This is a genomic window from Joostella atrarenae, assembly GCF_021764745.1.
Classification (GTDB): Bacteria; Bacteroidota; Bacteroidia; order Flavobacteriales; family Flavobacteriaceae; genus Galbibacter; species Galbibacter atrarenae.
Genome location: NZ_JAETXX010000012.1, coordinates 1 through 24158 on the forward strand (window position 1 = coordinate 1; position 24158 = coordinate 24158).

General features: G+C 36.1%; 16 protein-coding genes and 5 tRNA genes. All 21 read right to left on the minus strand.

Annotated elements, in window-relative coordinates:
* The coding region (locus tag JM658_RS14600; protein ID WP_236960026.1) for a T9SS type B sorting domain-containing protein at nucleotides 1–5585 on the minus strand (5585 nt) is incomplete at its 3' end.
* A gap of 839 nt (nucleotides 5586–6424) precedes the next feature.
* On the minus strand, nucleotides 6425–6739 hold the full coding sequence (locus JM658_RS14605) for a DUF3467 domain-containing protein (RefSeq protein ID WP_236960027.1): 315 nt from the start codon (nucleotides 6737–6739) through the stop codon (nucleotides 6425–6427).
* A 157-nt stretch (nucleotides 6740–6896) separates the two neighbouring features.
* Entirely contained in the window at nucleotides 6897–11198 is a 4302-nt protein-coding gene (gene rpoC, locus JM658_RS14610) for a DNA-directed RNA polymerase subunit beta' (protein WP_236960028.1), read from the minus strand.
* 87 nt (nucleotides 11199–11285) lie between these two features.
* Nucleotides 11286–15095: a DNA-directed RNA polymerase subunit beta gene (gene rpoB / locus JM658_RS14615; protein ID WP_236960029.1), complete on the minus strand. Its 3810-nt coding sequence runs from the start codon at nucleotides 15093–15095 to the stop codon at nucleotides 11286–11288.
* A gap of 136 nt (nucleotides 15096–15231) precedes the next feature.
* Nucleotides 15232–15606 (minus strand): 50S ribosomal protein L7/L12, encoded by a 375-nt coding sequence (gene rplL / locus JM658_RS14620; RefSeq protein ID WP_236960030.1) that lies wholly within the window; start codon nucleotides 15604–15606, stop codon nucleotides 15232–15234.
* 52 nt (nucleotides 15607–15658) lie between these two features.
* Nucleotides 15659–16180 (minus strand): 50S ribosomal protein L10, encoded by a 522-nt coding sequence (rplJ, locus tag JM658_RS14625; protein WP_236960031.1) that lies wholly within the window; start codon nucleotides 16178–16180, stop codon nucleotides 15659–15661.
* A 23-nt stretch (nucleotides 16181–16203) separates the two neighbouring features.
* Entirely contained in the window at nucleotides 16204–16893 is a 690-nt protein-coding gene (rplA, locus tag JM658_RS14630) for a 50S ribosomal protein L1 (RefSeq protein WP_236960032.1), read from the minus strand.
* A gap of 19 nt (nucleotides 16894–16912) precedes the next feature.
* Complete coding sequence (gene rplK / locus JM658_RS14635) at nucleotides 16913–17350, minus strand: 50S ribosomal protein L11 (protein WP_236960033.1); 438 nt, start codon at nucleotides 17348–17350, stop codon at nucleotides 16913–16915.
* A gap of 77 nt (nucleotides 17351–17427) precedes the next feature.
* On the minus strand, nucleotides 17428–17979 hold the full coding sequence (gene nusG / locus JM658_RS14640) for a transcription termination/antitermination protein NusG (RefSeq protein ID WP_236960034.1): 552 nt from the start codon (nucleotides 17977–17979) through the stop codon (nucleotides 17428–17430).
* Nucleotides 17980–18000: 21 nt separating this feature from the next.
* Nucleotides 18001–18189: a preprotein translocase subunit SecE gene (gene secE / locus JM658_RS14645; RefSeq protein WP_236960035.1), complete on the minus strand. Its 189-nt coding sequence runs from the start codon at nucleotides 18187–18189 to the stop codon at nucleotides 18001–18003.
* 43 nt (nucleotides 18190–18232) lie between these two features.
* A tRNA-Trp gene (locus JM658_RS14650) sits at nucleotides 18233–18303 on the minus strand.
* 67 nt (nucleotides 18304–18370) lie between these two features.
* Nucleotides 18371–19558 (minus strand): elongation factor Tu, encoded by a 1188-nt coding sequence (gene tuf / locus JM658_RS14655; RefSeq protein ID WP_236960036.1) that lies wholly within the window; start codon nucleotides 19556–19558, stop codon nucleotides 18371–18373.
* Nucleotides 19559–19615: 57 nt separating this feature from the next.
* Nucleotides 19616–19687, minus strand: a tRNA-Thr gene (locus JM658_RS14660).
* 166 nt (nucleotides 19688–19853) lie between these two features.
* Nucleotides 19854–19926: transfer RNA gene (locus tag JM658_RS14665), tRNA-Gly, on the minus strand.
* A gap of 42 nt (nucleotides 19927–19968) precedes the next feature.
* A tRNA-Tyr gene (locus tag JM658_RS14670) sits at nucleotides 19969–20050 on the minus strand.
* 181 nt (nucleotides 20051–20231) lie between these two features.
* Nucleotides 20232–20305 (minus strand) — tRNA-Thr (locus JM658_RS14675).
* Between the two features lie 88 nt (nucleotides 20306–20393).
* Nucleotides 20394–20696: a ribosome hibernation-promoting factor, HPF/YfiA family gene (hpf, locus tag JM658_RS14680; RefSeq protein ID WP_236960037.1), complete on the minus strand. Its 303-nt coding sequence runs from the start codon at nucleotides 20694–20696 to the stop codon at nucleotides 20394–20396.
* A 126-nt stretch (nucleotides 20697–20822) separates the two neighbouring features.
* The gene (locus JM658_RS14685; RefSeq protein ID WP_236960038.1) at nucleotides 20823–21713 is read right to left on the minus strand and encodes a tyrosine-type recombinase/integrase; all 891 of its coding nucleotides are present in this window, start codon (nucleotides 21711–21713) and stop codon (nucleotides 20823–20825) included.
* Between the two features lie 136 nt (nucleotides 21714–21849).
* The gene (gene rpsU, locus JM658_RS14690) at nucleotides 21850–22044 is read right to left on the minus strand and encodes a 30S ribosomal protein S21 (protein ID WP_236960039.1); all 195 of its coding nucleotides are present in this window, start codon (nucleotides 22042–22044) and stop codon (nucleotides 21850–21852) included.
* A gap of 114 nt (nucleotides 22045–22158) precedes the next feature.
* Nucleotides 22159–23298 carry an acyl-CoA dehydrogenase family protein gene (locus tag JM658_RS14695; RefSeq protein ID WP_236960170.1) on the minus strand — a complete coding sequence of 380 codons (1140 nt, stop codon included), beginning with the start codon at nucleotides 23296–23298 and terminating at the stop codon, nucleotides 22159–22161.
* Nucleotides 23299–23331: 33 nt separating this feature from the next.
* Entirely contained in the window at nucleotides 23332–24153 is an 822-nt protein-coding gene (locus tag JM658_RS14700) for a helix-hairpin-helix domain-containing protein (protein WP_236960040.1), read from the minus strand.
* Nucleotides 24154–24158: the final 5 nt, after the last annotated feature.

Below are 24158 nucleotides of genomic sequence, written 5' to 3' on the forward strand. Positions count from 1 at the left end.
CTTTTGATCGTTGCATGACCTTCTGAAGTTCCATCCCAGTTGTTTTGGTAATCTTTAGCACTATATACTTTGATCCCCCAACGGTCATATATATCCACCCTATTTCCAGGATAGTTTTCTATACAACGAACTGTGAAGTAGTCATTCTTACCATCTCCATTAGGCGTAAATTCATTGAAAATTTCAAAACATTCTGACAAAACTATATCAGCACCAGCACTGGCCTCATTATTAGTGTCGTTAAAATCTTCTTGATCTAAAGACTCTAAACGCGCAACATTATTATAATCTGTTATATTAAGTACTGAAACACGCATTATAAGTGTTACACTCTCACTAGGAGCCAAACTAACAACACTAAATACTCCTGTAATTTCATTATAGTTACTTCCAACACCTGAAGTTGCCCCAATAAAACGGTATCCATCAGGCAATCTATCACTAACGTCAATATTTGTAGCCTCGATTGTTCCTAAATTCTTTACCGTTATAGTAAACTCTATCTCTTCATTTAACACAACATATTGCTTATTAACTGACTTATATATTGCAATATCAGTTTCTGTGAGTGGTGGGGGTGGTGGAGATACTTGATCTTTACTACAAATTATTTGATGTGTACAAGATGAACTGTTCCCGCATTGATCTATCACAGTATACGTTCTTATTACAATGTATGGGTCCTCTACTGAACCAGCACCTCCATTATCAATATCTTCATAGGTAATGATTAAGTCTTCTTTAGGCGTCTCATTATCAATCGCATCTATAAACGATACGTCGCCTTCTGGAATTGAATTAATGTCACAGTCATCTATTATTATATCAGAAGGGCATGATGTAATAACTGGAGCCTCTATATCCTTTACTTCAATCTGTTGACTATGCATAGTTGTGTTTCCACAATCATCTGTAGCTGTCCATTTTCTAGTCAAAATAAAGCTACCTATACAGTCTCCTTCTGTTGTAATCTCTTCAAAAGACACTTTTGCTTCCGCACAATTGTCTGCAGCAAGCACTTCTGGGATTTCAGGAATATTATTTGAATCCGTGACCATATCTGTTGGCAATGTACTTGTAAAGAATGGTGCCGTAGTGTCTTCTACTGTTATTGTCTGTGTATGAACTGTTGTTAATCCACATTCATCTGTCGCTATCCATTCTCTTAATAAACTATAACTATTAGGGCAATCTCCTGCAGTTTCTGTTTCCGTAAAAGTTACGGTAGCTGTTCCGCAGTTATCCGTAGCGGTTAACGTTTCCGCAGTTGGAATTGCATCACAGTCAACAGTTATATCGGCTGGTAGTGTTTCCACAAAAGTAGGAGCCGTAGTGTCTTCTACCGTTATTGTTTGCGTGTGAACTGTTGTTAATCCACATTCATCGGTAGCTGTCCATTCTCTTAATAAGCTATAACTATTAGGACAATCTCCTGCAGTTTCTGTTTCCGTAAAAGTTACGGTAGCTGTTCCGCAGTTATCCGTAGCGGTTAGTATTTCTGCTGTTGGAATTGCATCACAATTAACAGTTCCATCTGCTGGTAGTGTTTCCACAAAAGTAGGAGCTGTAGTGTCTTCTACCGTTATTGTTTGTGTGTGAACTGTTGTTAATCCACATTCATCTGTCGCTATCCATTCTCTTAATAAGCTATAACTATTAGGACAATCTCCTGCAGTTTCTGTTTCCGTAAAAGTTACGGTAGCTGTTCCGCAGTTATCCGTAGCGGTTAGTATTTCCGCCGTTGGAATAGCATCACAGTTAACAGTTATATCTGCTGGTAGCGTTTCGACAAAAGTAGGAGCCGTTGTGTCTTCTACCGTTATTGTTTGCGTGTGAACTGTTGTTAATCCACATTCATCAGTAGCTGTCCATTCTCTTAATAAACTATAACTATTAGGACAATCTCCTGCAGTTTCTGTTTCCGTAAAAGTTACAGTTGCTGTTCCGCAGTTATCCGTAGCGGTTAATATTTCCGCCGTTGGAATAGCATCACAATTAACAGTTACATCTGCTGGTAGTGTTTCTGCAAAAATAGGAGCCGTTGTATCTTCTACTGTTATTATTTGCGCGTGAACTGTTGTTAATCCACATTCATCTGTCGCTATCCATTCTCTTAATAAACTATAACTATTAGGACAATCTCCTGCAGCTTCAGTTTCCGTAAAAGTTACAGTTGCTGTCCCGCAGTTATCCATAGCGGTTAGCGTTTCTGCCGTTGGAATAGCATCACAATCAACAGTTACATCTGCTGGTAGTGTTTCTACAAAAGTAGGAGCCGTAGTATCTTCTACCGTTATTGTTTGTGTATGAACAGTAGTTAATCCACATTCATCAGTAGCTGTCCATTCTCTTAATAAACTATAACTATTAGGACAATCTCCTGCAGTTTCTGTTTCCGTAAAAGTTACAGTTGCTGTCCCGCAGTTATCCGTAGCGGTTAGCGTTTCTGCCGTTGGAATAGCATCACAATTAACAGTTACATCTGCTGGTAGTGTTTCCACAAAAGTAGGAGCCGTTGTGTCTTCTACCGTTATTGCTTGTTCGCAGCTTACAGTATTTAAAATAGTATCCTCTCCTGTATCTCTTACACCATTACTGTTCACATCTTCATATTCTATAATAGTAAAAGTTCTTGTAACTATTTGAGAACAATCACCTGAGTCAGCAGTGTTACTTGCTGTGATTTCAATAACTCCACATGGGTCACCAATACTGCCATCAGCATTTCCAAGGGCTTCGAATTCTGTAATCGTATATGCGTACTGTGTTGAAATATCTTGATAACATTCCACAGCAGAAGTAGGGAAAGTAGGGCAAACAATTTCAAACTTGCAACAGTCTGTAGGTGCCTTTCCTGTAACATTTAACAGATTACAAGCATTATAATCTTCAATATTAACATTATAATCTATCATTGGTGAAATTTCATCTGAAGTCCATGTACTGCCTGACCAAGTTCCTGGAGCTCCTGTTCCAGATACAGTGGTAAAAGGACCTACACCTATAAAGTCGATGGTTACTGTGTAGTTACCATTCTCTTGACAGGTTGTATATGTTGTACTTGGATCACTATTTTGTTCAACTTCAGAGAATACTGTAATGTCTATGGTATCTAATCCAGATAAGCTAGACGTACACCCTAATGTCGAATTTAAAGCATAGGTTACCGTATATAATGTATTTTCAGTAGGAGCTACGTTTATAACACTTCCTGTTCCTATTGATACTCCAGACTCAAACCATTCAATATCGTAAATACTTTCTGGTAAAGCCATAATTAAATTTGTAGATTCACCTGTACAAATAGCATCCATACTTGCTATAGGATCAGGGTAAATAACGGTTCCTTGTTGTAAAGTTATGGTCTGTTCTGTATACCCGCAATCTGTAGTAATTCTAACCTTATAAGTACCTACACTTAAATTCTGAAATACATGAGACATTTCAGTAACATCATTTGTGAAATAGGTCTGTGTAGGGTTATCTGTGTCTGGATCTAAAGGGTCTAACCATATGTCATATTTAATAGAGCCTAAAGGAATTCCGGAGGCGACTAAAGCCATAATACCTGAATCATCATCATCGCTATCACAAAACAAGCTAGTAACATTGAATGCTACTTGTTCATAAGGAGGTATAGTTACAGTTGTTTCAAACTCTGTATAACCATTAAACATCTTTAAAGCTGCATCAAACATTACAGACTCTACAAAGCGAATGTCAGGTAATGTAGGATCCCTATAGGCAAATTGTTCAAACCTTAAAATGTAATCTCCTGGAGGAACACTACTAAACTGACCTGCATTTTTGTTGGATGGATTTTCTGAAGCATCTCTAATTAATGTAACACCATCACTTGCATATAGCCTTGTTATTGTATAATCTGTAATATTAGTGCCTCCCATATCAAAAATAATATCAGATGAAGCACAACCTGGTGTAAGCACAATAGAAGGATTGTATGTTGCAGGCTCTGTTAAATTAATAGTATTGGTTATACTATCACCACAAGCATCTACAAGCACTATTTGATATTCCCCTAATGGCAAGTCTTGAATTACAGGTCTTGATTTCCAATCATTCTCACCTCCATCTGGATCATCAAAAATGGCAGTCATGGGAAATGTATATGTATAAGACCCTGCTTGACTATATGGTTGAGTTGGGTTTATAGTTGTATTGGTAATGCCATCAGTTCGAGTTATTGTTGCAGTAATTGGCCAATTTAAAGGGTCATCTACATTCCAAGCTCCTCCATTTTTCTTAATCTCAATAGTAGAAGTTCCCTCTAATTTACCATTAGTTTCATCTAAAGTAGCTTCCATTAAAAGATTCTGATAAGTAACATTAGGAGTTATTATTTCTTCAACAGTATGACAATCGTCTTCAGCTACTATCTTATATGTGGCGTTGGGGTCATCAGCAGAGAGCACTAAACTACCTCCAAATATACTGAGTTGCTCTGAGTTGTAAACAGTTTCTAGAAGCTGAAAAATTCCCGATCCTGCTGGATCCTCCTTATAAAGGGAAACAGAATTACTTTCTTGAAAGGTAAAGGCTGCCCTACCAGGTGGTAAACCATCGTCTATAAGACCATCAATAAGGATATTAACCCCATCTTCACATGATGCTGTTCTAGAGGCTATAGCGTCTACATCTAAATAATCTTCAGGTAAGTCTGGTATTGTAATATCTTCTCTCGTGGCAACATTACATCCGTCTGTCACAAGTATGTTAGTAAGTATATCTCCAGGAGTTAATCCCGTAAAATCAAATACAGTAGAATTTTTTGCACTGCCATAGATAGTGGCTCCTCCATTAAGAGTAGCGCTTGCAGCGTATGGATCGCCCATTATTACCTCTGCATTACCACCGGTAATAGCTATTCTATAAGTTACTTTACCACATTCATCCTCGTCTGGCCTGGTTCGCTCATAACGATAAGCTATAGGAGTATTTGAAGTTTCTGCAATTGTAACACTTCGTATTTCTTGGCTTGAGCAAGAAGGACTGTTATCCGTAACACTTACACTATAATCACCTATAATTAAGTTGCTAAAAGTATAACTTGTTACAGCTATTGAGCCAGAGGTCTCAATAATACTCCCACCTAACAAAAGATTATAAGTAAATGGACCAATACCGCCGGTAACACTTACGCTAAGCGATCCATCATTTGGGTTATTAGTATCCGAGCTACTGCAAGTAGTATTACTCGAGGTCGTCATTAAGCTCATTGGCTCGTATGAACTCCCTACAGTTATAGATGACTCTTGAGAAATCATACTCCCCTGCTGTAAAATAACATCGTAAGTATTCGGAGCTAAATTAAAAAATGTACCAGTTCCTGTACTTGATAGGGTTATAAAATCTAAATCGGTACTAGTTTGTGCGAGTCTAATATAAGCAAAAACAGGAGCTGAAGAGCAATCTGTTGCCCCTGTAACTTGTACATTTATTTCGCCATTTTGTACACAGGTAGCATCTAATGGAGTTGCTGTAAAATTATTAATGTTACATTGCGAATACATACTGTATTGAGAGACAACAATAACGATTAATATAAAAAGTAATTTTTTTATCATATTATTTGGTTTAACATTATTATATTACTTAATTATTTCATTCAAGAAATACTTATTAATTAAACCAACTTTGCTAATCGTTGCCATAATATGTATACTCCTCATATTCGAGAACATGAAACTCGTGATTACCCACTATATGAGGTACGCCAATTTCATGTATTACTTCTTATTTATTCATAAAAAGAAAAGGGGGTAAATATTAAAAATAGACCTGCTATTCAATAATTTCTATAATTAATGGTCATTCAACTATCACATTTTATTAAAAAAAACGATAAAATATAAAGATTATATACCTCTACAACACATGTTAACTTTTATTATTTATAAAAGTCTAACCACCTAATCATAACATCTTTATCAATATTAACTCTTAATGTTTGGAACAATACATTCTTTTAAAGCATAATGAAATTGATTTTTAAGCTTATACATACGCTGACAAAGCACACCATATGACGTTATCCGTAAATATTTATAAATCAAATATTTATAAATAAATAAAGGTATACTTTTAATTCACACCAAGTCAATTAAACTTTAAATAATATATCAACGCAAAAGTCTCTAATTAAATAATATAAAAACATGATATTTATCACGTCCATGTATATAACTCACAATATCAGCATGATAAATCAAACTAGTCCGTAGTAAGAAAACTACATTAAAAAGAAAAATAAATTATGAATAATCGTCACAAAGACAATATATGTATTAATAAGAAATTAACACAAGAGTAAATAACCTACATGTAGTTACATGTAAAAAAAGGTTTCAACTTAAAAAAAAGTTGAAACCTTCAATAAATTATTGTATTTATTACTAGTTAATGACTAAGCCTCTCCAGTTGGGCCAAAATTTAACGGCATAGGTGGTTGCTCATAATCTTTAATTTCTCCATTAGCTTGTTCGAAACGTTGTACGTTATCTCCAAGTGCTTTCAAGAAACGTTTTGCATGCTGAGGAGTTAAGATAATTCTACTTTTTACTTTTGCCTTAGGTCTTCCAGGCATAATACTTACAAAGTCTACTACAAACTCAGAAACGGAATGATTGATAACCGCAAGGTTCGCATAAGTCCCTTCTGCTGTAGCATCATCTATTTCTATATTAATCTGATTCTTTTTTTGTTCGTTTTGATCACTCATTATTTTAATTTTAAAGTTGAAAAGCTGAAATATTTAAAACGAGAAGCACGATTGCTATATCTGTTTATATTAAAAGCTCTTGTAAAAATACTATTTAAAAAAAGAAAACCCCAAAGGAAATAATCCTTTGGGGTTTTAAATATAAATTTAGGTACGTTTAAAAGTTAACGTGCTGTTGTTTACTAGCCATAATCTCATTGTACTCATCTTTAGATCCTACGATAATATTATCGTAATCTCTCATTCCGGTACCAGCTGGGATTCTGTGTCCAACAATAACATTCTCTTTTAATCCTTCAAGATTATCAACTTTACCGCTTACTGCAGCTTCGTTCAGTACTTTTGTAGTTTCCTGGAACGATGCAGCCGAGATAAACGATTTCGTTTGTAATGACGCTCTTGTAATACCTTGAAGTATCGGTGTAGCAACCGCAGGAACTGCGTCTCTAGCCTCTACTAATTGCTTATCTGCTCTTTTAAGGATCGAATTCTCATCTCTCAATTCACGAGGAGTGATAATCTGACCTGCTTTTAAAGTTGTAGACTCACCAGCATCTTCGATAACTTTCATTCCAAAGATTCTATCGTTTTCTTGGATAAAATCAGATTTGTGAACTAGTTGTTGCTCTAAGAACGTAGTATCACCAGAATCTTTAATATTAACTTTACGCATCATCTGACGTACTACTACCTCAAAGTGCTTATCGTTAATTTTCACCCCTTGTAAACGGTATACCTCTTGTACTTCGTTTACTAAGTACTGCTGTACCGCAGATGGGCCTTTAATTCTTAAGATATCTTCTGGAGTAATAGAACCATCAGAAAGAGGCATTCCTGCACGAACGTAATCGTTCTCTTGAACAAGAATCTGATTTGATAGTTTTACCAAATACTTCTTAATGTCTCCTAACTTAGACTCTACAATAATCTCACGATTACCTCTTTTGATTTTACCAAAAGAAACAACTCCATCAATTTCTGATACTACAGCTGGATTAGAAGGATTACGTGCTTCGAAAAGCTCGGTAACTCTTGGTAGACCTCCTGTAATATCCCCTGCTTTAGAAGATCTTCTAGGAATCTTAACAAGTACTTTACCTTCTGCTATCTTCTCATTATTATCTACCATAATATGAGCACCTACAGGTAGGTTGTAAGAACGTAACGTTTCTCCTTTTCCGTCTTTAATCAATAACGTTGGAATCAATTTCTTGTTTCTAGATTCAGAAATTACTTTCTCTTGGAATCCAGTCTGCTCATCGATTTCAACTTGGTAAGTTACACCTTGATCAATATTTTCGTATGCAATTTTCCCTGAGAATTCAGAAACAATTACCGCGTTATAAGGATCCCACTGACAAATTACATCTCCTTTTTCTGAAATCTGACCTTCCTTTACAAAAATCTGCGATCCGTAAGGAACGTTACTTGTTGCAAGTGTAATACCTGTTTTTTCGTCAATAAACTTAACCTCTGCTGTTCTAGAGATTACGATATCAACTTTATTTCCTTCAGCATCAGTTCCTTTAACAGTTTTAAGATCTTCGATCTCAAGTCTACTCTTAAATTTAGTGATGATTTTATTTTCTTCTGAAATGTTTCCTGCAATACCCCCTACGTGGAAAGTACGTAGCGTAAGCTGTGTACCTGGCTCCCCAATAGATTGTGCTGCAACAACACCAACTGCTTCTCCTCGCTGAACCATTTTACCGGTAGCTAGATTACGTCCGTAACATTTCGAACAAATACCTCTTTTTGCTTCACAGGTAAGTGGCGAACGTACTTCCATTTTCTCAATTGGAGACGCTTTAATTTTCTTAACAATAGCTTCAGAAACTTCTTCTCCTGCACTCACCAATAACTCTTCTGTTAATGGATCATATACATCGTGTAAAGAAACACGACCAAGGATTCTTTCTCCTAAAGATTCTACTATCTCATCATTTTTCTTCAATGCTTCAACTTCTACACCACGTAAAGTACCACAATCCTCAGTGTTTACAATAACATCTTGAGAAACGTCTACTAAACGACGTGTTAAGTATCCTGCATCCGCAGTTTTTAATGCCGTATCCGCAAGTCCTTTACGTGCACCGTGAGTAGAGATAAAGTACTCAAGAATCGAAAGACCTTCCTTAAAGTTAGAAAGAATTGGATTCTCAATAATCTCACCACCACCAGCAGTAGATTTCTTAGGTTTCGCCATTAATCCACGCATACCTGTAAGCTGACGAATCTGTTCTTTAGATCCCCTTGCTCCAGAATCAAGCATCATGAATACCGAGTTAAATCCTTGGTTATCTTCACGAATACGCTTCATTGCAAGTTCTGTCAACATAGCATTTGCAGAAGTCCAAACGTCAATCACTTGGTTGTAACGCTCGTTGTTGGTAATAAGACCCATATTATAGTTGGTCATAATTCCATCTACTTGAACATTAGCTTCAGCAATCATTGGTTGTTTCTCTTCAGGAATAATAATATCTCCTAAACTGAATGATAATCCTCCTTTAAAGGCGAAGTTATAACCCATGCTCTTAATCTTATCTAAGAAATCGGCAGTGGTAGGAACATCTGTTGCTTTAAGGATATCTCCAATAATGTCTCTAAGTGACTTTTTAGTAAGTACTTCGTTAATGTAACCTGCTTTCTCTGGAACTACTTCGTTGAATAATATTCTACCAACTGTAGTTTCAATGATTTGGTACACTAATTCTCCTTCTTCATTAAAATCTTTCGCACGAACTTTAACCATCGCGTTCAAGTCTACTTTCTTCTCATTAAAAGCAATTGTTACTTCATCAGCAGAATAGAAAGTAAGACCTTCACCTTTTATTGGATGATCTGGCGTAGATCTTCTTGCTTTGGTCATATAATACAGACCCAAGACCATATCCTGAGAAGGTACTGTAACCGGAGAACCATTTGCAGGGTTCAATATGTTATGAGAAGCCAACATTAACATTTGTGCTTCTAATATAGCTTCTGGGCCTAGTGGTAAATGTACCGCCATCTGGTCACCATCGAAATCCGCGTTGAATGCCGTACATACTAATGGGTGTAACTGGATCGCTTTACCTTCTATCAACTTAGGTTGGAACGCTTGGATACCCAAACGGTGAAGCGTAGGAGCACGGTTAAGTAGTACTGGATGTCCTTTAAGAACATTCTCAAGAATATCCCAAACTACAGGTTCTCTCTTATCTATAATCTTTTTAGCAGACTTTACAGTTTTTACAATCCCTCTTTCTATTAGTTTTCTAATAACGAAAGGCTTGTAAAGCTCCGCTGCCATATTTTTAGGAAGACCACATTCGAACAATTTCATTTCAGGTCCAACAACAATTACCGAACGTGCTGAATAATCTACACGTTTACCTAAAAGGTTTTGACGGAAACGTCCTTGTTTTCCTTTTAATGAATCTGAAAGCGATTTTAATGGTCTATTAGATTCTGTTTTAACAGCAGAAGACTTACGTGTATTATCAAATAATGAATCTACAGATTCTTGAAGCATACGCTTCTCATTACGTAAGATTACCTCTGGTGCTTTAATCTCCATCAATCGTTTTAAACGATTGTTTCTGATAATTACTCTACGGTAAAGGTCATTTAAATCTGAAGTAGCAAAACGACCTCCATCAAGTGGAACTAATGGACGTAATTCTGGTGGAATAACCGGAATTACTTTCATAATCATCCACTCAGGATTATTCTCTCTATTCTTTTGAGATTCACGTAATGCCTCAACAACTTGAAGACGCTTAAGTGCTTCCGTTTTACGTTGCTTAGAAGTTTCTGTATTAGCTTTGTGTCTTAGCTCGTAAGAAAGTTCGTTAAGCTCTATTCTAGACAATAGCTCAATAAGACAGTCAGCTCCCATCTTAGCGATGAACTTATTTGGGTCTGAATCTTCTAAGTATAGGTTTTCTTGTGGAAGAGATTCAAGAATATTCAAGTACTCTTCTTCCGTTAAGAAATCCATTTTTTGAACAGGTTCTCCATCAGCATTTTTTGCATCTCCTGGTTGGATAACAACATAACGCTCGTAATAGATAATCATATCCAACTTCTTAGATGGTAATCCAAGAAGGTAACCTATTTTATTTGGTAAAGAACGGAAGTACCAGATATGTGCAACTGGTACAACTAGGTTAATGTGCCCAACTCTGTCTCTACGTACTTTTTTCTCAGTAACTTCAACACCACATCGGTCACAAACAATACCTTTATAACGTATTCTCTTATATTTACCACAAGCACATTCGTAATCCTTTACTGGACCGAAGATACGCTCACAGAAAAGACCGTCACGTTCAGGCTTATGTGTACGGTAATTAATAGTTTCAGGCTTAAGCACTTCTCCTCTAGACTCTCCTAAAATAGCCTCTGGAGATGCTAAACCGATAGAGATTTTGCTAAAGCTCTGTACTGTATTCTTATCTTTATTTCTTGCCATAATATATGGTGATAATGAATTAAGTGTGATTTTTATTACCTTTTTAATGGAGGCACTTAGGGATACTAAGCGCCTCTATTAAAATTATTATTCCTCTAATCTGATATCTAATCCAAGACCTTTCAATTCATGCATTAATACATTGAATGATTCTGGTAATCCTGGTTCTGGCATCATCTCTCCCTTAACGATAGACTCGTAAGTTTTAGCTCTACCAATAACATCATCAGATTTAACTGTCAATATTTCTCTAAGTGTACTTGATGCACCATATGCTTCAAGTGCCCAAACTTCCATCTCACCAAAACGCTGACCTCCAAATTGTGCTTTACCACCTAATGGTTGTTGTGTAATTAATGAGTATGGTCCTATTGAACGTGCGTGCATCTTGTCATCTACCATGTGACCTAACTTAAGCATGTAAATCACACCTACAGTAGCTGCTTGATCGAAACGTTCTCCAGTACCACCATCATATAAATATGTATGTCCGAATCTTGGAATTCCTGCCTCGTCTGTAAGTTCATTGATTTGTTCTAATGAAGCACCATCAAAAATTGGAGTAGCATACTTTTTACCTAAGTTTTTACCTGCCCAACCTAATACGGTTTCATAAATCTGACCAATGTTCATACGAGAAGGTACCCCTAGTGGATTTAATACGATATCTACTGGTGTTCCATCTTCTAAGAATGGCATATCTTCTTGTCTAGTAATTCTGGCAACAATACCTTTATTACCGTGACGACCCGCCATCTTATCTCCTACTTTAAGCTTACGTTTCTTAGCGATATACACTTTGGCAAGTTTCATGATTCCAGCTGGCAATTCATCTCCAACAGAAATTGTAAACTTATCTCTACGTAACGCACCTTGAAGGTCGTTTAGCTTAATTTTATAATTATGAAGAAGATCATTGATTAAAGCATTCGTCTCATCATCTGTAGTCCATGTTCCACTTACTAAGTGAGCGAAATCATCTACTGCATTCAACATCTTTTGAGTATATTTCTTTCCTTTAGGGAATACTTCTTCACCTAAATCATTAAATACACCTTGAGAAGTTTTTCCATTTACGATGGAGAATAACTTTTCTACCAATACATCTTTAAGTCCAGTGAATTTTGTTTCAAATTCTAATTCTAACTTAGCGATGTCTTCTTTATCTTTTGCTCTTTTGCGCTTATCTTTAATAGCTCTAGAGAACAATTTTTTATCTATTACAACTCCATTTAATGAAGGAGAAGCTTTTAAAGATGCATCTTTTACATCTCCAGCTTTATCACCAAAGATTGCACGAAGTAATTTTTCTTCTGGCGTAGGATCAGACTCTCCTTTTGGAGTAATCTTACCAATTAAAATATCACCAGGTTTTACCTCTGCACCAATACGAATCATTCCGTTTTCATCAAGGTCTTTTGTAGCCTCTTCAGAAACGTTAGGAATATCGTTTGTTAATTCTTCAGCTCCTAATTTAGTATCTCTAACTTCAAGAGAGTACTCATCAATATGGATAGAAGTAAAGATATCTTCTCTTACTACTTTTTCAGAAATTACAATTGCATCCTCAAAGTTATACCCTTTCCAAGGCATAAACGCTACTTGTAGGTTTCTACCTAAAGCAAGCTCTCCTTGTTGCGTAGCATATCCTTCACAAAGTACTTGTCCTTTTAAAACTTTATCACCTTTTCTTACGATAGGCTTTAAGTTAATAGAAGTACCTTGATTTGTTTTTCTGAACTTAACTAAGTTGTATGTTTTGAAGTCATCATCAAAACTAACTAATCTGTCATTTTCAGTTCTATCGTACTTAATTGTAATTTTTGAAGCATCTACATAATCAATTACTCCATCTCCTTCAGCATTAATTAATACTCTAGAGTCTGAAGCCACCTGACGTTCTAAACCTGTACCTACAATTGGAGATTCTGGTCTTAATAAAGGAACTGCCTGGCGCATCATGTTAGATCCCATCAATGCACGGTTGGCATCATCATGCTCCAAGAATGGAATTAACGATGCTGAAATCGATGCAATTTGGTTTGGAGCAACATCCGTATAGTGAATCTCTGCTGGATCAACTACTGGGAAGTCACCTTCCATACGAGCAATTACTTTATCTGTATCGATATTTCCATCTTCAGATAAAGGTATATTTGCTTGCGCTATTTTCTTTTCTTCTTCTTCTTCAGCACTTAAATAAAGAATCTCAGAAAGATCTACTTTACCTTCAGTCACTTTACGGTATGGAGTTTCGATGAATCCCATTCCGTTCACTTTTGCGAATACACTTAATGAAGATATCAAACCAATGTTTGGACCCTCTGGTGTTTCAATAGGACAAAGACGTCCGTAGTGAGTATAGTGAACATCACGCACCTCGAAACCTGCTCTCTCACGAGAAAGACCACCTGGTCCTAATGCTGATAAACGACGTTTGTGTGTAATCTCTGCTAATGGATTTGTTTGATCCATAAACTGAGATAACTGATTTGTTCCAAAGAAAGAGTTAATAACCGATGATAATGTTTTAGCATTAATCAAATCGATTGGTGTAAACACCTCGTTATCACGTACATTCATACGCTCACGAATTGTTCTTGCCATACGAGCAAGACCTACTCCAAACTGAGACGATAATTGCTCTCCTACTGTTCTAACACGACGGTTAGATAAGTGATCGATATCATCAATCTCTGCTTTAGAGTTAATTAACTCAATAAGATATTTTATAATGGTAATAATATCTTCTTTAGTTAAAACTTGTTTATCCATTGCGATATCCAAGCCTAACTTCTTATTCATTCTATAACGACCAACTTCACCTAAGTTATAACGTTGATCTGAGAAGAATAACTTGTCAATAATACCTCTTGCTGTCTCTTCATCTGGCGGTTCAGCATTACGTAATTGACGATATATATGTTCTACAGCCTCTTTTTCTGAGTTTGTAGGGTCTTTTTGTAACGTATTGTAGATAATAGCATAATCTCCAGTCTGGCTATCTTCTTTATGTAACAAGATAGTTTTAACGTCTGTATCTACTATTTCTTCAATGTGTTCTTTTTCAAGAATCGTATCTCTATCTAGAATGATTTCATTTCTTTCGATAGAAACCACCTCTCCCGTATCTTCATCTACGAAATCTTCATGCCAAGTTTTAAGCACACGTGCCGCTAACTTTCTGCCCAACACTTTCTTTAATCCGCTTTTAGATACTTTTACTTCTTCAGCAAGATCGAATATTTCTAGAATATCCTTATCACGCTCAAAACCTATAGCACGGAAAAGTGTAGTAACAGGTAATTTTTTCTTTCTATCGATATATGCGTACATAACGCTATTGATATCGGTAGCAAATTCTATCCAAGAACCTTTAAAAGGAATTACTCTTGCAGAATACAATTTTGTTCCATTTGCGTGAAACGATTGACCAAAGAATACACCTGGAGATCTATGTAATTGGGAAACAACAACACGCTCAGCTCCGTTTATAACAAAGGTACCACTAGGAGTCATGTAAGGAATTACTCCTAAGTATACATCCTGTACTATGGTTTCAAAATCTTCGTGCTCAGGATCTGTACAATAAAGTTTTAGTCTAGCCTTTAAAGGCACACTATAAGTCAAACCTCTCTCTATACACTCTTGAATCGAGTAACGTGGAGGATCGATAAAGTAGTCTAAAAATTCAAGTACAAATTGATTACGCGTATCAGTAATGGGGAAATTCTCCAAGAAGGTATTATAAAGACCCTCGTTACCTCTCTCTTCAGATTTTGTTTCCAGTTGAAAGAAATCCTGGAATGACTTAATCTGAATGTCCAAGAAATCCGGGTATGCCGGAGTATTCTTTGCAGAGGCGAAATTAATTCTTTCAGTCTGATTTGTGAACATCAATGGACAATATTTTGATTAAAGTGAAAATTGAAAAAAACGTATACATTCATATACGCAAAAAGGGTTTAGGTCACTACCCGAAAAACGGGAAGGACCTAAACCGTATCTTACAGCTAAGAGCTGTAGGGTGGAATTATTTTAATTCTACCTCAGCACCAGCTTCTTCTAAAGATGCTTTAAGGGCATTAGCCTCATCTTTAGATACACCTTCTTTTATTGCTTTAGGAGCTCCGTCTACCATCTCTTTAGCTTCTTTAAGTCCTAAACCAGTTAATTCTTTAACTAATTTTACAACAGCTAACTTAGATGCACCAGCAGCTTTAAGGATAACATCAAATTCAGTTTGCTCCTCAGCAGCTTCTCCTCCAGCAGCAGCACCACCAGCAACAGCTACAGCTGCAGCAGCAGGCTCTATACCGTACTCCTCTTTTAATATCTCAGCTAATTCGTTTACTTCTTTAACTGTTAAGTTAACTAATTGTTCTGCAAAATCTTTTAAATCTGCCATTTTCTATCGTTTTAATAAATTTTTAAAATATAATTGTTTAAGTGCGTACTACTTATGATTCTTTCTCTGATAAAGTTTTAAGAATACCAGCTAATTTACCACCACTTGCTTTAAGTCCGCTAATAACGTTCTTAGCAGGTGATTGTAATAATCCGATGATATCTCCAATAACTTCTTCTTTAGACTTGATACTTACAAGAGTGTCTAATTGCTCATCTCCTAAATATACAGCCTCTTCAATGAAAGCTCCTTTTAATAAAGGTTTATCAGATTTTTTACGGAAGTCTTTGATTAATTTTGCAGGACCATTTCCAGTTTCAGAAAACATTAAAGAAGTATTTCCTTTAAGTACTGTTGGAAGATCACCGAAATCTTTATCAGAAGCCTCCATTGCTTTCGCAAGCAATGTATTTTTTACAACTGCGAGTTTGATGTTTGCTTTAAAACAAGCTCTACGTAAGTTAGAAGTTGTCTGAGCATCCAATCCTGAAATATCAGCTAAATAGATATTTCCATTATCACCTAACTGCGCAGTTAAATCTTCTATTACCGTTAACTTTTCTTGTCTAGTCATGATTAAAAAATTTATACTGCCAATTATACTGCCTTAGGATCTACAGGAACACTAGGACTCATTGTGCTAGACATAAAGATACTCTTTACGTAAGTTCCTTTAGCCGCAGTTGGCTTAAGTTTTGATAATGTTTGTAATAATTCATTTACGTTATCAGCAAGTTTATCTGCCGAGAATGACGCTTTACCTATTGCAGCGTGAACGATACCAGTTTTATCAACTTTAAAGTCAATCTTACCAGCTTTTACTTCACCAACAGCTTTAGCAACATCCATAGTAACTGTTCCTGTTTTTGGGTTAGGCATTAATCCTCTTGGCCCTAAAACACGTCCTAAAGGTCCTAATTTACCCATTACGCTTGGCATTGTGATGATAACATCAACATCAGTCCAACCGTCTTTTATCTTTTGTAAGTATTCATCTAAACCTACGAAGTCTGCACCAGCTTCTTTAGCTTCAGCCTCCTTATCTGGAGTAACCAATGCTAACACTTTTACATCTTTTCCAGTTCCATGAGGAAGTGTTACAACCCCTCTAACCATTTGATTAGCTTTACGTGGATCTACTCCTAAACGTACTGCTAAATCTACAGATGCATCAAACTTAACGTTAGTGATATCTTTTACTAATTGAGAAGCTTCTAAAACAGAATATAATTTACTGTTGTCTACTTTCCCAACTGCTTCTTTTTGCTTTTTTGTTAATTTTGCCATTTCTAGATTCTTTTAAGATTTAAAAAGGCTTATCACCCGAAACCGTTAATCCCATTGATCTTGCTGTTCCTGCAACCATACTCATCGCTGATTCTACAGTAAAAGCATTAAGATCCTGCATTTTGTCTTCTGCGATAGCTTTTACTTGATCCCAAGTAACACTAGCCACCTTTTTACGGTTTGGCTCTCCAGAACCCTTCTTAACCTTAGCCGCTTCCATAAGCTGAACTGCCGCTGGCGGTGTCTTAATTATAAAGTCAAATGACTTGTCTTTATAAACGGTGATCGCAACTGGTAATACTTTACCTTGTTTGTCCTGCGTACGAGCATTAAACTGCTTACAGAACTCCATGATGTTAACACCGGCAGCACCTAGAGCGGGTCCAACCGGTGGCGACGGATTCGCAGCACCTCCCCTAACTTGTAGCTTAACTACTTTACTAACTTCTTTTGCCATTGTTTTTGTTCAATTTTAAAATTTGATACGCCAAATTTGCTGGAAGCAAGGCGAATCTATATATAAATGTGTAACAATTATACTTTTTCAACTTGCATATAACTCAACTCTAACGGCGTCTTTCTTCCGAAAATCTTAACCATCACCTCAAGTTTACGCTTTTCTTCATTTATCTTCTCAACAGTTCCATTGAAACCATTAAAAGGCCCATCTACAACTTTCACAGTTTCTCCTAAAACATAAGGAATAGCAACATTATCTGTAGTTACAGATAATTCATCAACTTTACCTAACATTCTATTTACTTCGGATTTTCTTAAAGGCACAGGATCTCCTCCTTTTACCTCACCAAGAAAACCTATAACTCCAGTTATAGACTTAATAACGTGAACAATCTCTCCACCTAAGTTGGCTTTCACCATTACATATCCAGGAAAATAAACACGTTCTTTATTTATTTTTTTTCCATTACGCACCTGAACTACTTTTTCCGAAGGAACTAGCACTTCATCCACATAATCTGAATACCCAAGACGAGATATATCCTGTTCAATGTAGCCTTTAACTTTATTTTCTTGACCGCTAACTGCCCTTACTACATACCACTGTTTTGCCAACGCTTCTGCCATTGCAATACTCGTCTTTAAATATTAATTATTAATTACACCAAAATAAAGCTTGATCAGTTTAGCAAAAACTGAATCAATACCCCAAATTGCTAATGAAAAAAGTATAGAGAAAACAGCAACAACAACCATTAGGTTTTGTCCTTCAGCCCATGTAGGCCAAGTAACATGTGCTCTTAACTCCTCAAATGATTCTTTTATATAATTCACCATTTTATCTCTATATATTTTTATCAGAAATGAAAACTTTTATTAGCACGGGTAGAGAGATTCGAACTCCCATCAACGGTTTTGGAGACCGGCATTCTACCATTGAACTATACCCGTTTATTCAAGTTTAAAGGCGTCTGATTCGAAAAAATCAGACACCTTTAAGACTTGTATACTTATGAAATTAGTCTAAAATTTCTGTAACCTGACCAGCTCCAACTGTTCTACCTCCTTCACGGATAGCAAAACGTAAACCTTTACTCAAGGCAATTGGCTGCAACAACTCAACAGTAATAGTTAAGTTATCTCCAGGCATAACCATCTCAACTCCATCAGGTAAAGAAATAGTACCCGTTACGTCAGTTGTACGCACGTAGAACTGTGGACGGTAGTTGTTATGGAATGGAGTGTGACGTCCACCTTCTTCTTTTTTAAGAACGTAAACCTCAGCTTTAAATTTAGCGTGTGGCTTAACAGAACCTGGCTTACAGATAACCATACCTCTTTTGATGTCAGTTTTCTCGATACCTCTTAAAAGGATACCTACGTTATCTCCAGCTTCACCTCTATCTAATATCTTACGGAACATCTCTACTCCAGTTACTGTAGAAGTTAATTTCTCAGCTCCCATTCCGATAATATCTACAGCTTCTCCCGTTTTAGCAACTCCAGACTCAATACGTCCTGTAGCAACTGTTCCACGTCCAGTAATTGTAAATACATCCTCGATAGGCATTAAGAAATCTTTATCAACATCTCTCTGAGGTAATTCAATCCACTCATCAACAGCTTCCATTAATGACATAACTGAATCAACCCATTTTTGCTCACCATTTAAAGCTCCAAGTGCAGAACCAGGAATAACTGGACCATTATCACCATCATACTCATAGAAAGAAAGTAATTCTCTTACCTCCATATCAACAAGCTCTAAAAGCTCCTCATCATCAACCATGTCAACTTTGTTCAAGAAAACAACGATTCTAGGAATACCTACCTGACGGCCTAAAAGGATGTGCTCACGAGTTTGTGGCATTGGACCATCTGTAGCAGCAACTACTAAGATAGCACCATCCATTTGCGCAGCACCTGTTACCATGTTCTTTACGTAATCCGCGTGACCAGGACAGTCAACGTGAGCGTAGTGACGATTAGCAGTTTGGTACTCTACGTGAGAAGTGTTAATTGTAATACCTCTTTCTTTTTCCTCAGGAGCGTTATCGATTGAATCGAATGAACGTGCATCAGAAAGACCAGCATCTGCCAATACTTTAGTGATAGCAGCCGTTAAAGTAGTTTTACCGTGATCTACGTGTCCAATAGTACCTATATTTAAGTGTGGTTTGGAACGATCAAAAGTTTCCTTTGCCATGATTTAATAATTTTAATCTTAGTTATATATTAGTGTTCAAATTTAAAACGCAACAAGAGCCAATGACGAGATTTGAACTCGTGACCTCTTCCTTACCAAGGAAACGCTCTACCCCTGAGCTACACCGGCTTAAAAGCTTAAGATCAAGTTTAAAAATTTCTCTCTAAAAGATCACCCAAACAAAACCATAAACTCAAAGTACTAGAATTAGAGAGGAGAACACATCTTATTTTCTTAAGATAATTCTCATCTCTATTTTAAAACCTGAATTAAAAACTCAAGCTATTCTGTTTTGAGCGGGAGACGAGGTTCGAACTCGCGACATTCAGCTTGGAAGGCTGACGCTCTACCAACTGAGCTACTCCCGCAGTAACAACTCCGAAAAACAGAGTCGGTTTGCAATTTATTTGTGGGGAGAGCAGGATTCGAACCTGCGAAGACGTAGTCAGCAGATTTACAGTCTGCCCTCGTTGGCCGCTTGAGTATCTCCCCAATCTAAGTTTCTTTAAAAATCATCAATCAAACTTAACGTTGAAATTGATTTTCTACTTAAAATTCCGAGCGCAAAACTAATAATTTTTATTTGAATAACAACTATTTTTTAAATCTTTTTTCAAAGATATTTTTTACACTCTTACAAATTGACAAATTTTCAAAAAACTAAAACTTTTTGAGCCGATGGAGGGACTCGAACCCACGACCTGCTGATTACAAATCAGCTGCTCTAGCCAGCTGAGCTACATCGGCTTTTCAGTAAAAAAGTCCGCTATTTCTAACGGACTGCAAATGTATATAAATTATTCTTTTTACAAAACAATTTTTAAAAAATTTTTATTCAAATATATGAACGCAATTTTTGTTTCCTTTTCTTTAGTGATCGCTCTAATGCACTTGCTGCAGAATCGACAGCTTCCTCAAAAGTTTTACACTGTTTCTTTACTATGTATTCATCTCCAGGAACATGCACCTTTACCTCAGCTATTTTATTCTCCTTAGCACTCGTGTTTTGTACCTTTAAATACACTTCTGAATGGACGACTTTATCGTAATAATGATCTAATTTATCCAATCTCTTTTGGATAAAATTTAACAATTTCTGATCTACATTAAAGTTTACAGATTGCGTGTTTACTTCCATTTCCTCTAAATTTAAGGTTAAACTATTCTCCCAATCTCATGGGCTAAACTTCATCGATTGTTCACATCGAATAGCACCGTTTACTACTTAAAACTTAAATACCACGCTCCTTCAAAGCAACTAACGCTACTTTTTATTTCTTGGGTGCGCATTTCCGTATTGTTTTTTTAATTCCGCGATACTATTATGAGTATATACTTGAGTAGATGCTAAACTTGCATGACCTAATAACTCTTTTACTGAATTTAGATCGGCTCCCTCATTTAAGAGATGCGTAGCAAATGTATGTCTTAATATATGCGGACTTTTTTTAAGTTTCGTTGATGCCTTACTAAAGTACTTATTTATTGTTCTATAAACAAGATTTTCATAAACTTTATGACCGCTTTTAAGAAGAAATAAACAGTCTTTTGAGTCCTCATTAACATAATCACTCCTTATCCTCAAGTAATCTTTTATAGTTATTTCCAAAGAAGAAGCCAATGGCACATAACGTTCTTTATTCCGCTTACCTAAAACCTTAATAGTTCTATTCGCAAAATCTATATCTTGAAGCCCCAAGTTAACAAGCTCTATCCTTCGCATTCCTGTTGCATAAAAAAGCTCTATGATTAACTTATCTCGTAATCCCTCAAAGCTATCTTCAAACTCCATATCATTTAAAACCTGCTTCATTTCTTGCACAGAAAAAGGCACCTCTATCTTTTTAGCAGTTTTTAGAGCTTTATGCTTTGCTAATGGATTCACTTCTATCTGTTTTGTCTTCAGTAAAAATTTATAATAGGCCTTTAAAGAAGACACTTTTCTATTTATACTCCTATTACTGATATTACTATCTACTAAAAGAACAATCCAAGATCGAATTTGAGAATAATTTATTTGCTGAATAGAGGTTTCTTCAAAAGTAGCTTCACAAAATTCAAGAAACGCAGCAAGGTCATTCTTATATGCTAGCACCGTATGCTTAGAATAGTTTTTTTCCAACTGAAGATAATCTAGAAACTTTGCGAACGGCATATAAAAAGGATTTAAATCAAAGATAAGGAAATAGTTGTTTGAAGTTTTGCCAAGTTCTTAGAAGATCTATTGAGTAGAAATAAAAAATCCCGCTTCAAAAGAAACGGGATGTTGATATTATTAAGCCTGAAAAAAGTTATATCTCTTCTAGGTTTCTTAATCTTTGAACGTAAGACGCTTTCTGGATCTGAGCTCTTTTCTCTACAGATGCCTTCGTAAATTCTTTTCTGCTACGTAGCTGACGCATTGTACCAGTTCTGTCAAATTTACGCTTGTAACGCTTAAGCGCTCTGTCTATATTTTCTCCTTCTTTTATCGGTATTATTAGCATAAGTGTACCACCTCCTCTCTTTTACGGCGGCAAAGATAAAAATTTATTTAAAATGAAAAATAAAAAAATAAAAAAATATCTTCTGCTAAAATACTAAGGCTCAGCCTAACAAACCTACTTTAAAATATTTCTAGCGATCACTACTTTCTGAATCTCTGTAGTTCCTTCTCCAATAGTACACAATTTAGCATCTCTATAAAATTTCTCTACAGGAAAATCTTTTGTATACCCATAACCTCCATGAATCTGTACAGCCTCATTTGCAATTCTAACACATGCTTCTGAAGCAAACATTTTACACATTGCACTCAGCTTTGTCATCTTTCTTCCTTTATTCTTTTCTGAAGCCGCTTTATGCAATAACAATTCTGAAGCTTCTATATCGGTAGCCATATCTGCCAACTTAAAAGAAATCCCTTGGAACTCTGAGATCGGTTTCCCAAACTGCACACGTTCTTTAGAATATTTAAGAGCAGCCTCATATGCTCCTCTTGCGATTCCTAGAGATAATGCTCCAATAGAAATTCTTCCGCCATCTAGTATTTTCATAGATTGAATAAATCCATTACCAACCTCTCCTAAACGATTTGCATCGGGCACTCTACAATCAGAAAAAACAAGCTCCGCAGTTTCGCTAGCTCTCATTCCTAATTTATTTTCTTTTTTTCCGCTAGAAAAACCAGGAGTCCCCTTCTCTACTACAAAAGCAGTCATTCCGTGGGAATCACCTTTCTCTCCAGTTCTTACGATTACTACTGCTACATTCCCACTAATACCGTGAGTAATAAAATTCTTAGCTCCATTTAAAACCCATTCATCTCCATCTTTAACAGCAGTAGTACTCATACCTCCTGCATCCGATCCTGTGTTATGCTCTGTTAACCCCCAAGCCCCAATCCACTCTGCAGTGGCTAACTTAGGCAACCATTTTTTCTTTTGCTCTTCGTTTCCAAAAGTTAAAATATGATTTGTACAAAGTGAGTTATGTGCTGCAACTGACAAGCCTATAGAAGGATCTACCTTAGAAATTTCATCTAAAATGGCAATGTATTCATGATACCCCAATCCGGAACCACCATATTCTTCAGGAACTAAAACTCCCATAAAGCCAAGTTCTCCTGCTTTTTTAAATACATCAACAGGAAAAATTTGGTCTTCATCCCACTCCATTATGTGTGGTCTTATATATTGTTCTGCAAATTCCTTTGCAGAGTTCGCTACTAAATGTTGCGTCTCTGTATAGTCAAAATTCATTTGTTCCGCTGTATCCAATTCCATTCTTTCTTTTTAATCAAGGCTCAAATATAATTCAATTCTGTTTAATTTATCAGTAGGAAAATCTTCTATTTTTGTTAATTCAGCAATCGAATTGATTTTCTGATGCTCCGTTCTATAAGATACAATTTTTATAGCCAACTCCCAGTTTATATATGGCAAACTGCTTAACTCTCTAACAGAGATATTATTAATATTATATTGATTGTATTCTGGCAAGTCTTTTATTTCAAACTTCTTCCAAAGCTGAAGAATAACTTCTGGCTTTAAACCATAAACTTCCGCGAGCTGATCTTTAAAATAAAATCCTTTAAGCAAGCTTCTATATTTAATGATTCTTTCAGATAGTTTTTCTCCAATACCATAAACGGCAATCAACTCCTCCTTCGTTGCACCATTAATATCTAATCTTACTACAACTTTTTTTGCTGATTTTTCTTTTCTGACAAAGGGTTTAAAAACAGGAAACTTAAAATATGGAGCGATTGTTTTTAGGAGTGAATCGGAAACTCCTGTAACTTTTTTAAAATCTTCTTTTGAGTTTACATACAAACCCTTAGCACGATAGGCCAATAATTTATCAATTTCATTAGAAGTGAGTCCCAAAGAGTAGCCTTTAAAATCGGAGATATAATTTGGGTTAAAAGGATAGATAGTATAATTACTTGTAGTCTGAGATACTTCAGCAGGAATAGTAATAGCTACTATTTCCTTTTGAGGACTAAATGAAGTCCACCCAATAGATATTAATTGAATAGAAGTGACAATTAGGAGCAAAAAAAATATCCCACTTCGCTGACTTTTTTTGAAGCGAAAGTGGGATATCAATTTCATATATA

Bases quoted from the DNA above. Each gene is read 5' to 3' on its own strand.
- JM658_RS14605 (WP_236960027.1), bottom strand. From the start codon at position 6,739: ATGAGTGATCAAAACGAACAAAAAAAGAATCAGATTAATATAGAAATA.
- rpoC (WP_236960028.1), bottom strand. From the start codon at position 11,198: ATGGCAAGAAATAAAGATAAGAATACAGTACAGAGCTTTAGCAAAATC.
- rpoB (WP_236960029.1), bottom strand. From the start codon at position 15,095: ATGTTCACAAATCAGACTGAAAGAATTAATTTCGCCTCTGCAAAGAAT.
- rplL (WP_236960030.1), bottom strand. From the start codon at position 15,606: ATGGCAGATTTAAAAGATTTTGCAGAACAATTAGTTAACTTAACAGTT.
- rplJ (WP_236960031.1), bottom strand. From the start codon at position 16,180: ATGACTAGACAAGAAAAGTTAACGGTAATAGAAGATTTAACTGCGCAG.
- rplA (WP_236960032.1), bottom strand. From the start codon at position 16,893: ATGGCAAAATTAACAAAAAAGCAAAAAGAAGCAGTTGGGAAAGTAGAC.
- rplK (WP_236960033.1), bottom strand. From the start codon at position 17,350: ATGGCAAAAGAAGTTAGTAAAGTAGTTAAGCTACAAGTTAGGGGAGGT.
- nusG (WP_236960034.1), bottom strand. From the start codon at position 17,979: ATGGCAGAAGCGTTGGCAAAACAGTGGTATGTAGTAAGGGCAGTTAGC.
- secE (WP_236960035.1), bottom strand. From the start codon at position 18,189: ATGGTGAATTATATAAAAGAATCATTTGAGGAGTTAAGAGCACATGTT.
- tuf (WP_236960036.1), bottom strand. From the start codon at position 19,558: ATGGCAAAGGAAACTTTTGATCGTTCCAAACCACACTTAAATATAGGT.
- hpf (WP_236960037.1), bottom strand. From the start codon at position 20,696: ATGGAAGTAAACACGCAATCTGTAAACTTTAATGTAGATCAGAAATTG.
- JM658_RS14685 (WP_236960038.1), bottom strand. From the start codon at position 21,713: ATGCCGTTCGCAAAGTTTCTAGATTATCTTCAGTTGGAAAAAAACTAT.
- rpsU (WP_236960039.1), bottom strand. From the start codon at position 22,044: ATGCTAATAATACCGATAAAAGAAGGAGAAAATATAGACAGAGCGCTT.
- JM658_RS14695 (WP_236960170.1), bottom strand. From the start codon at position 23,298: ATGAATTTTGACTATACAGAGACGCAACATTTAGTAGCGAACTCTGCA.
- JM658_RS14700 (WP_236960040.1), bottom strand. From the start codon at position 24,153: ATGAAATTGATATCCCACTTTCGCTTCAAAAAAAGTCAGCGAAGTGGG.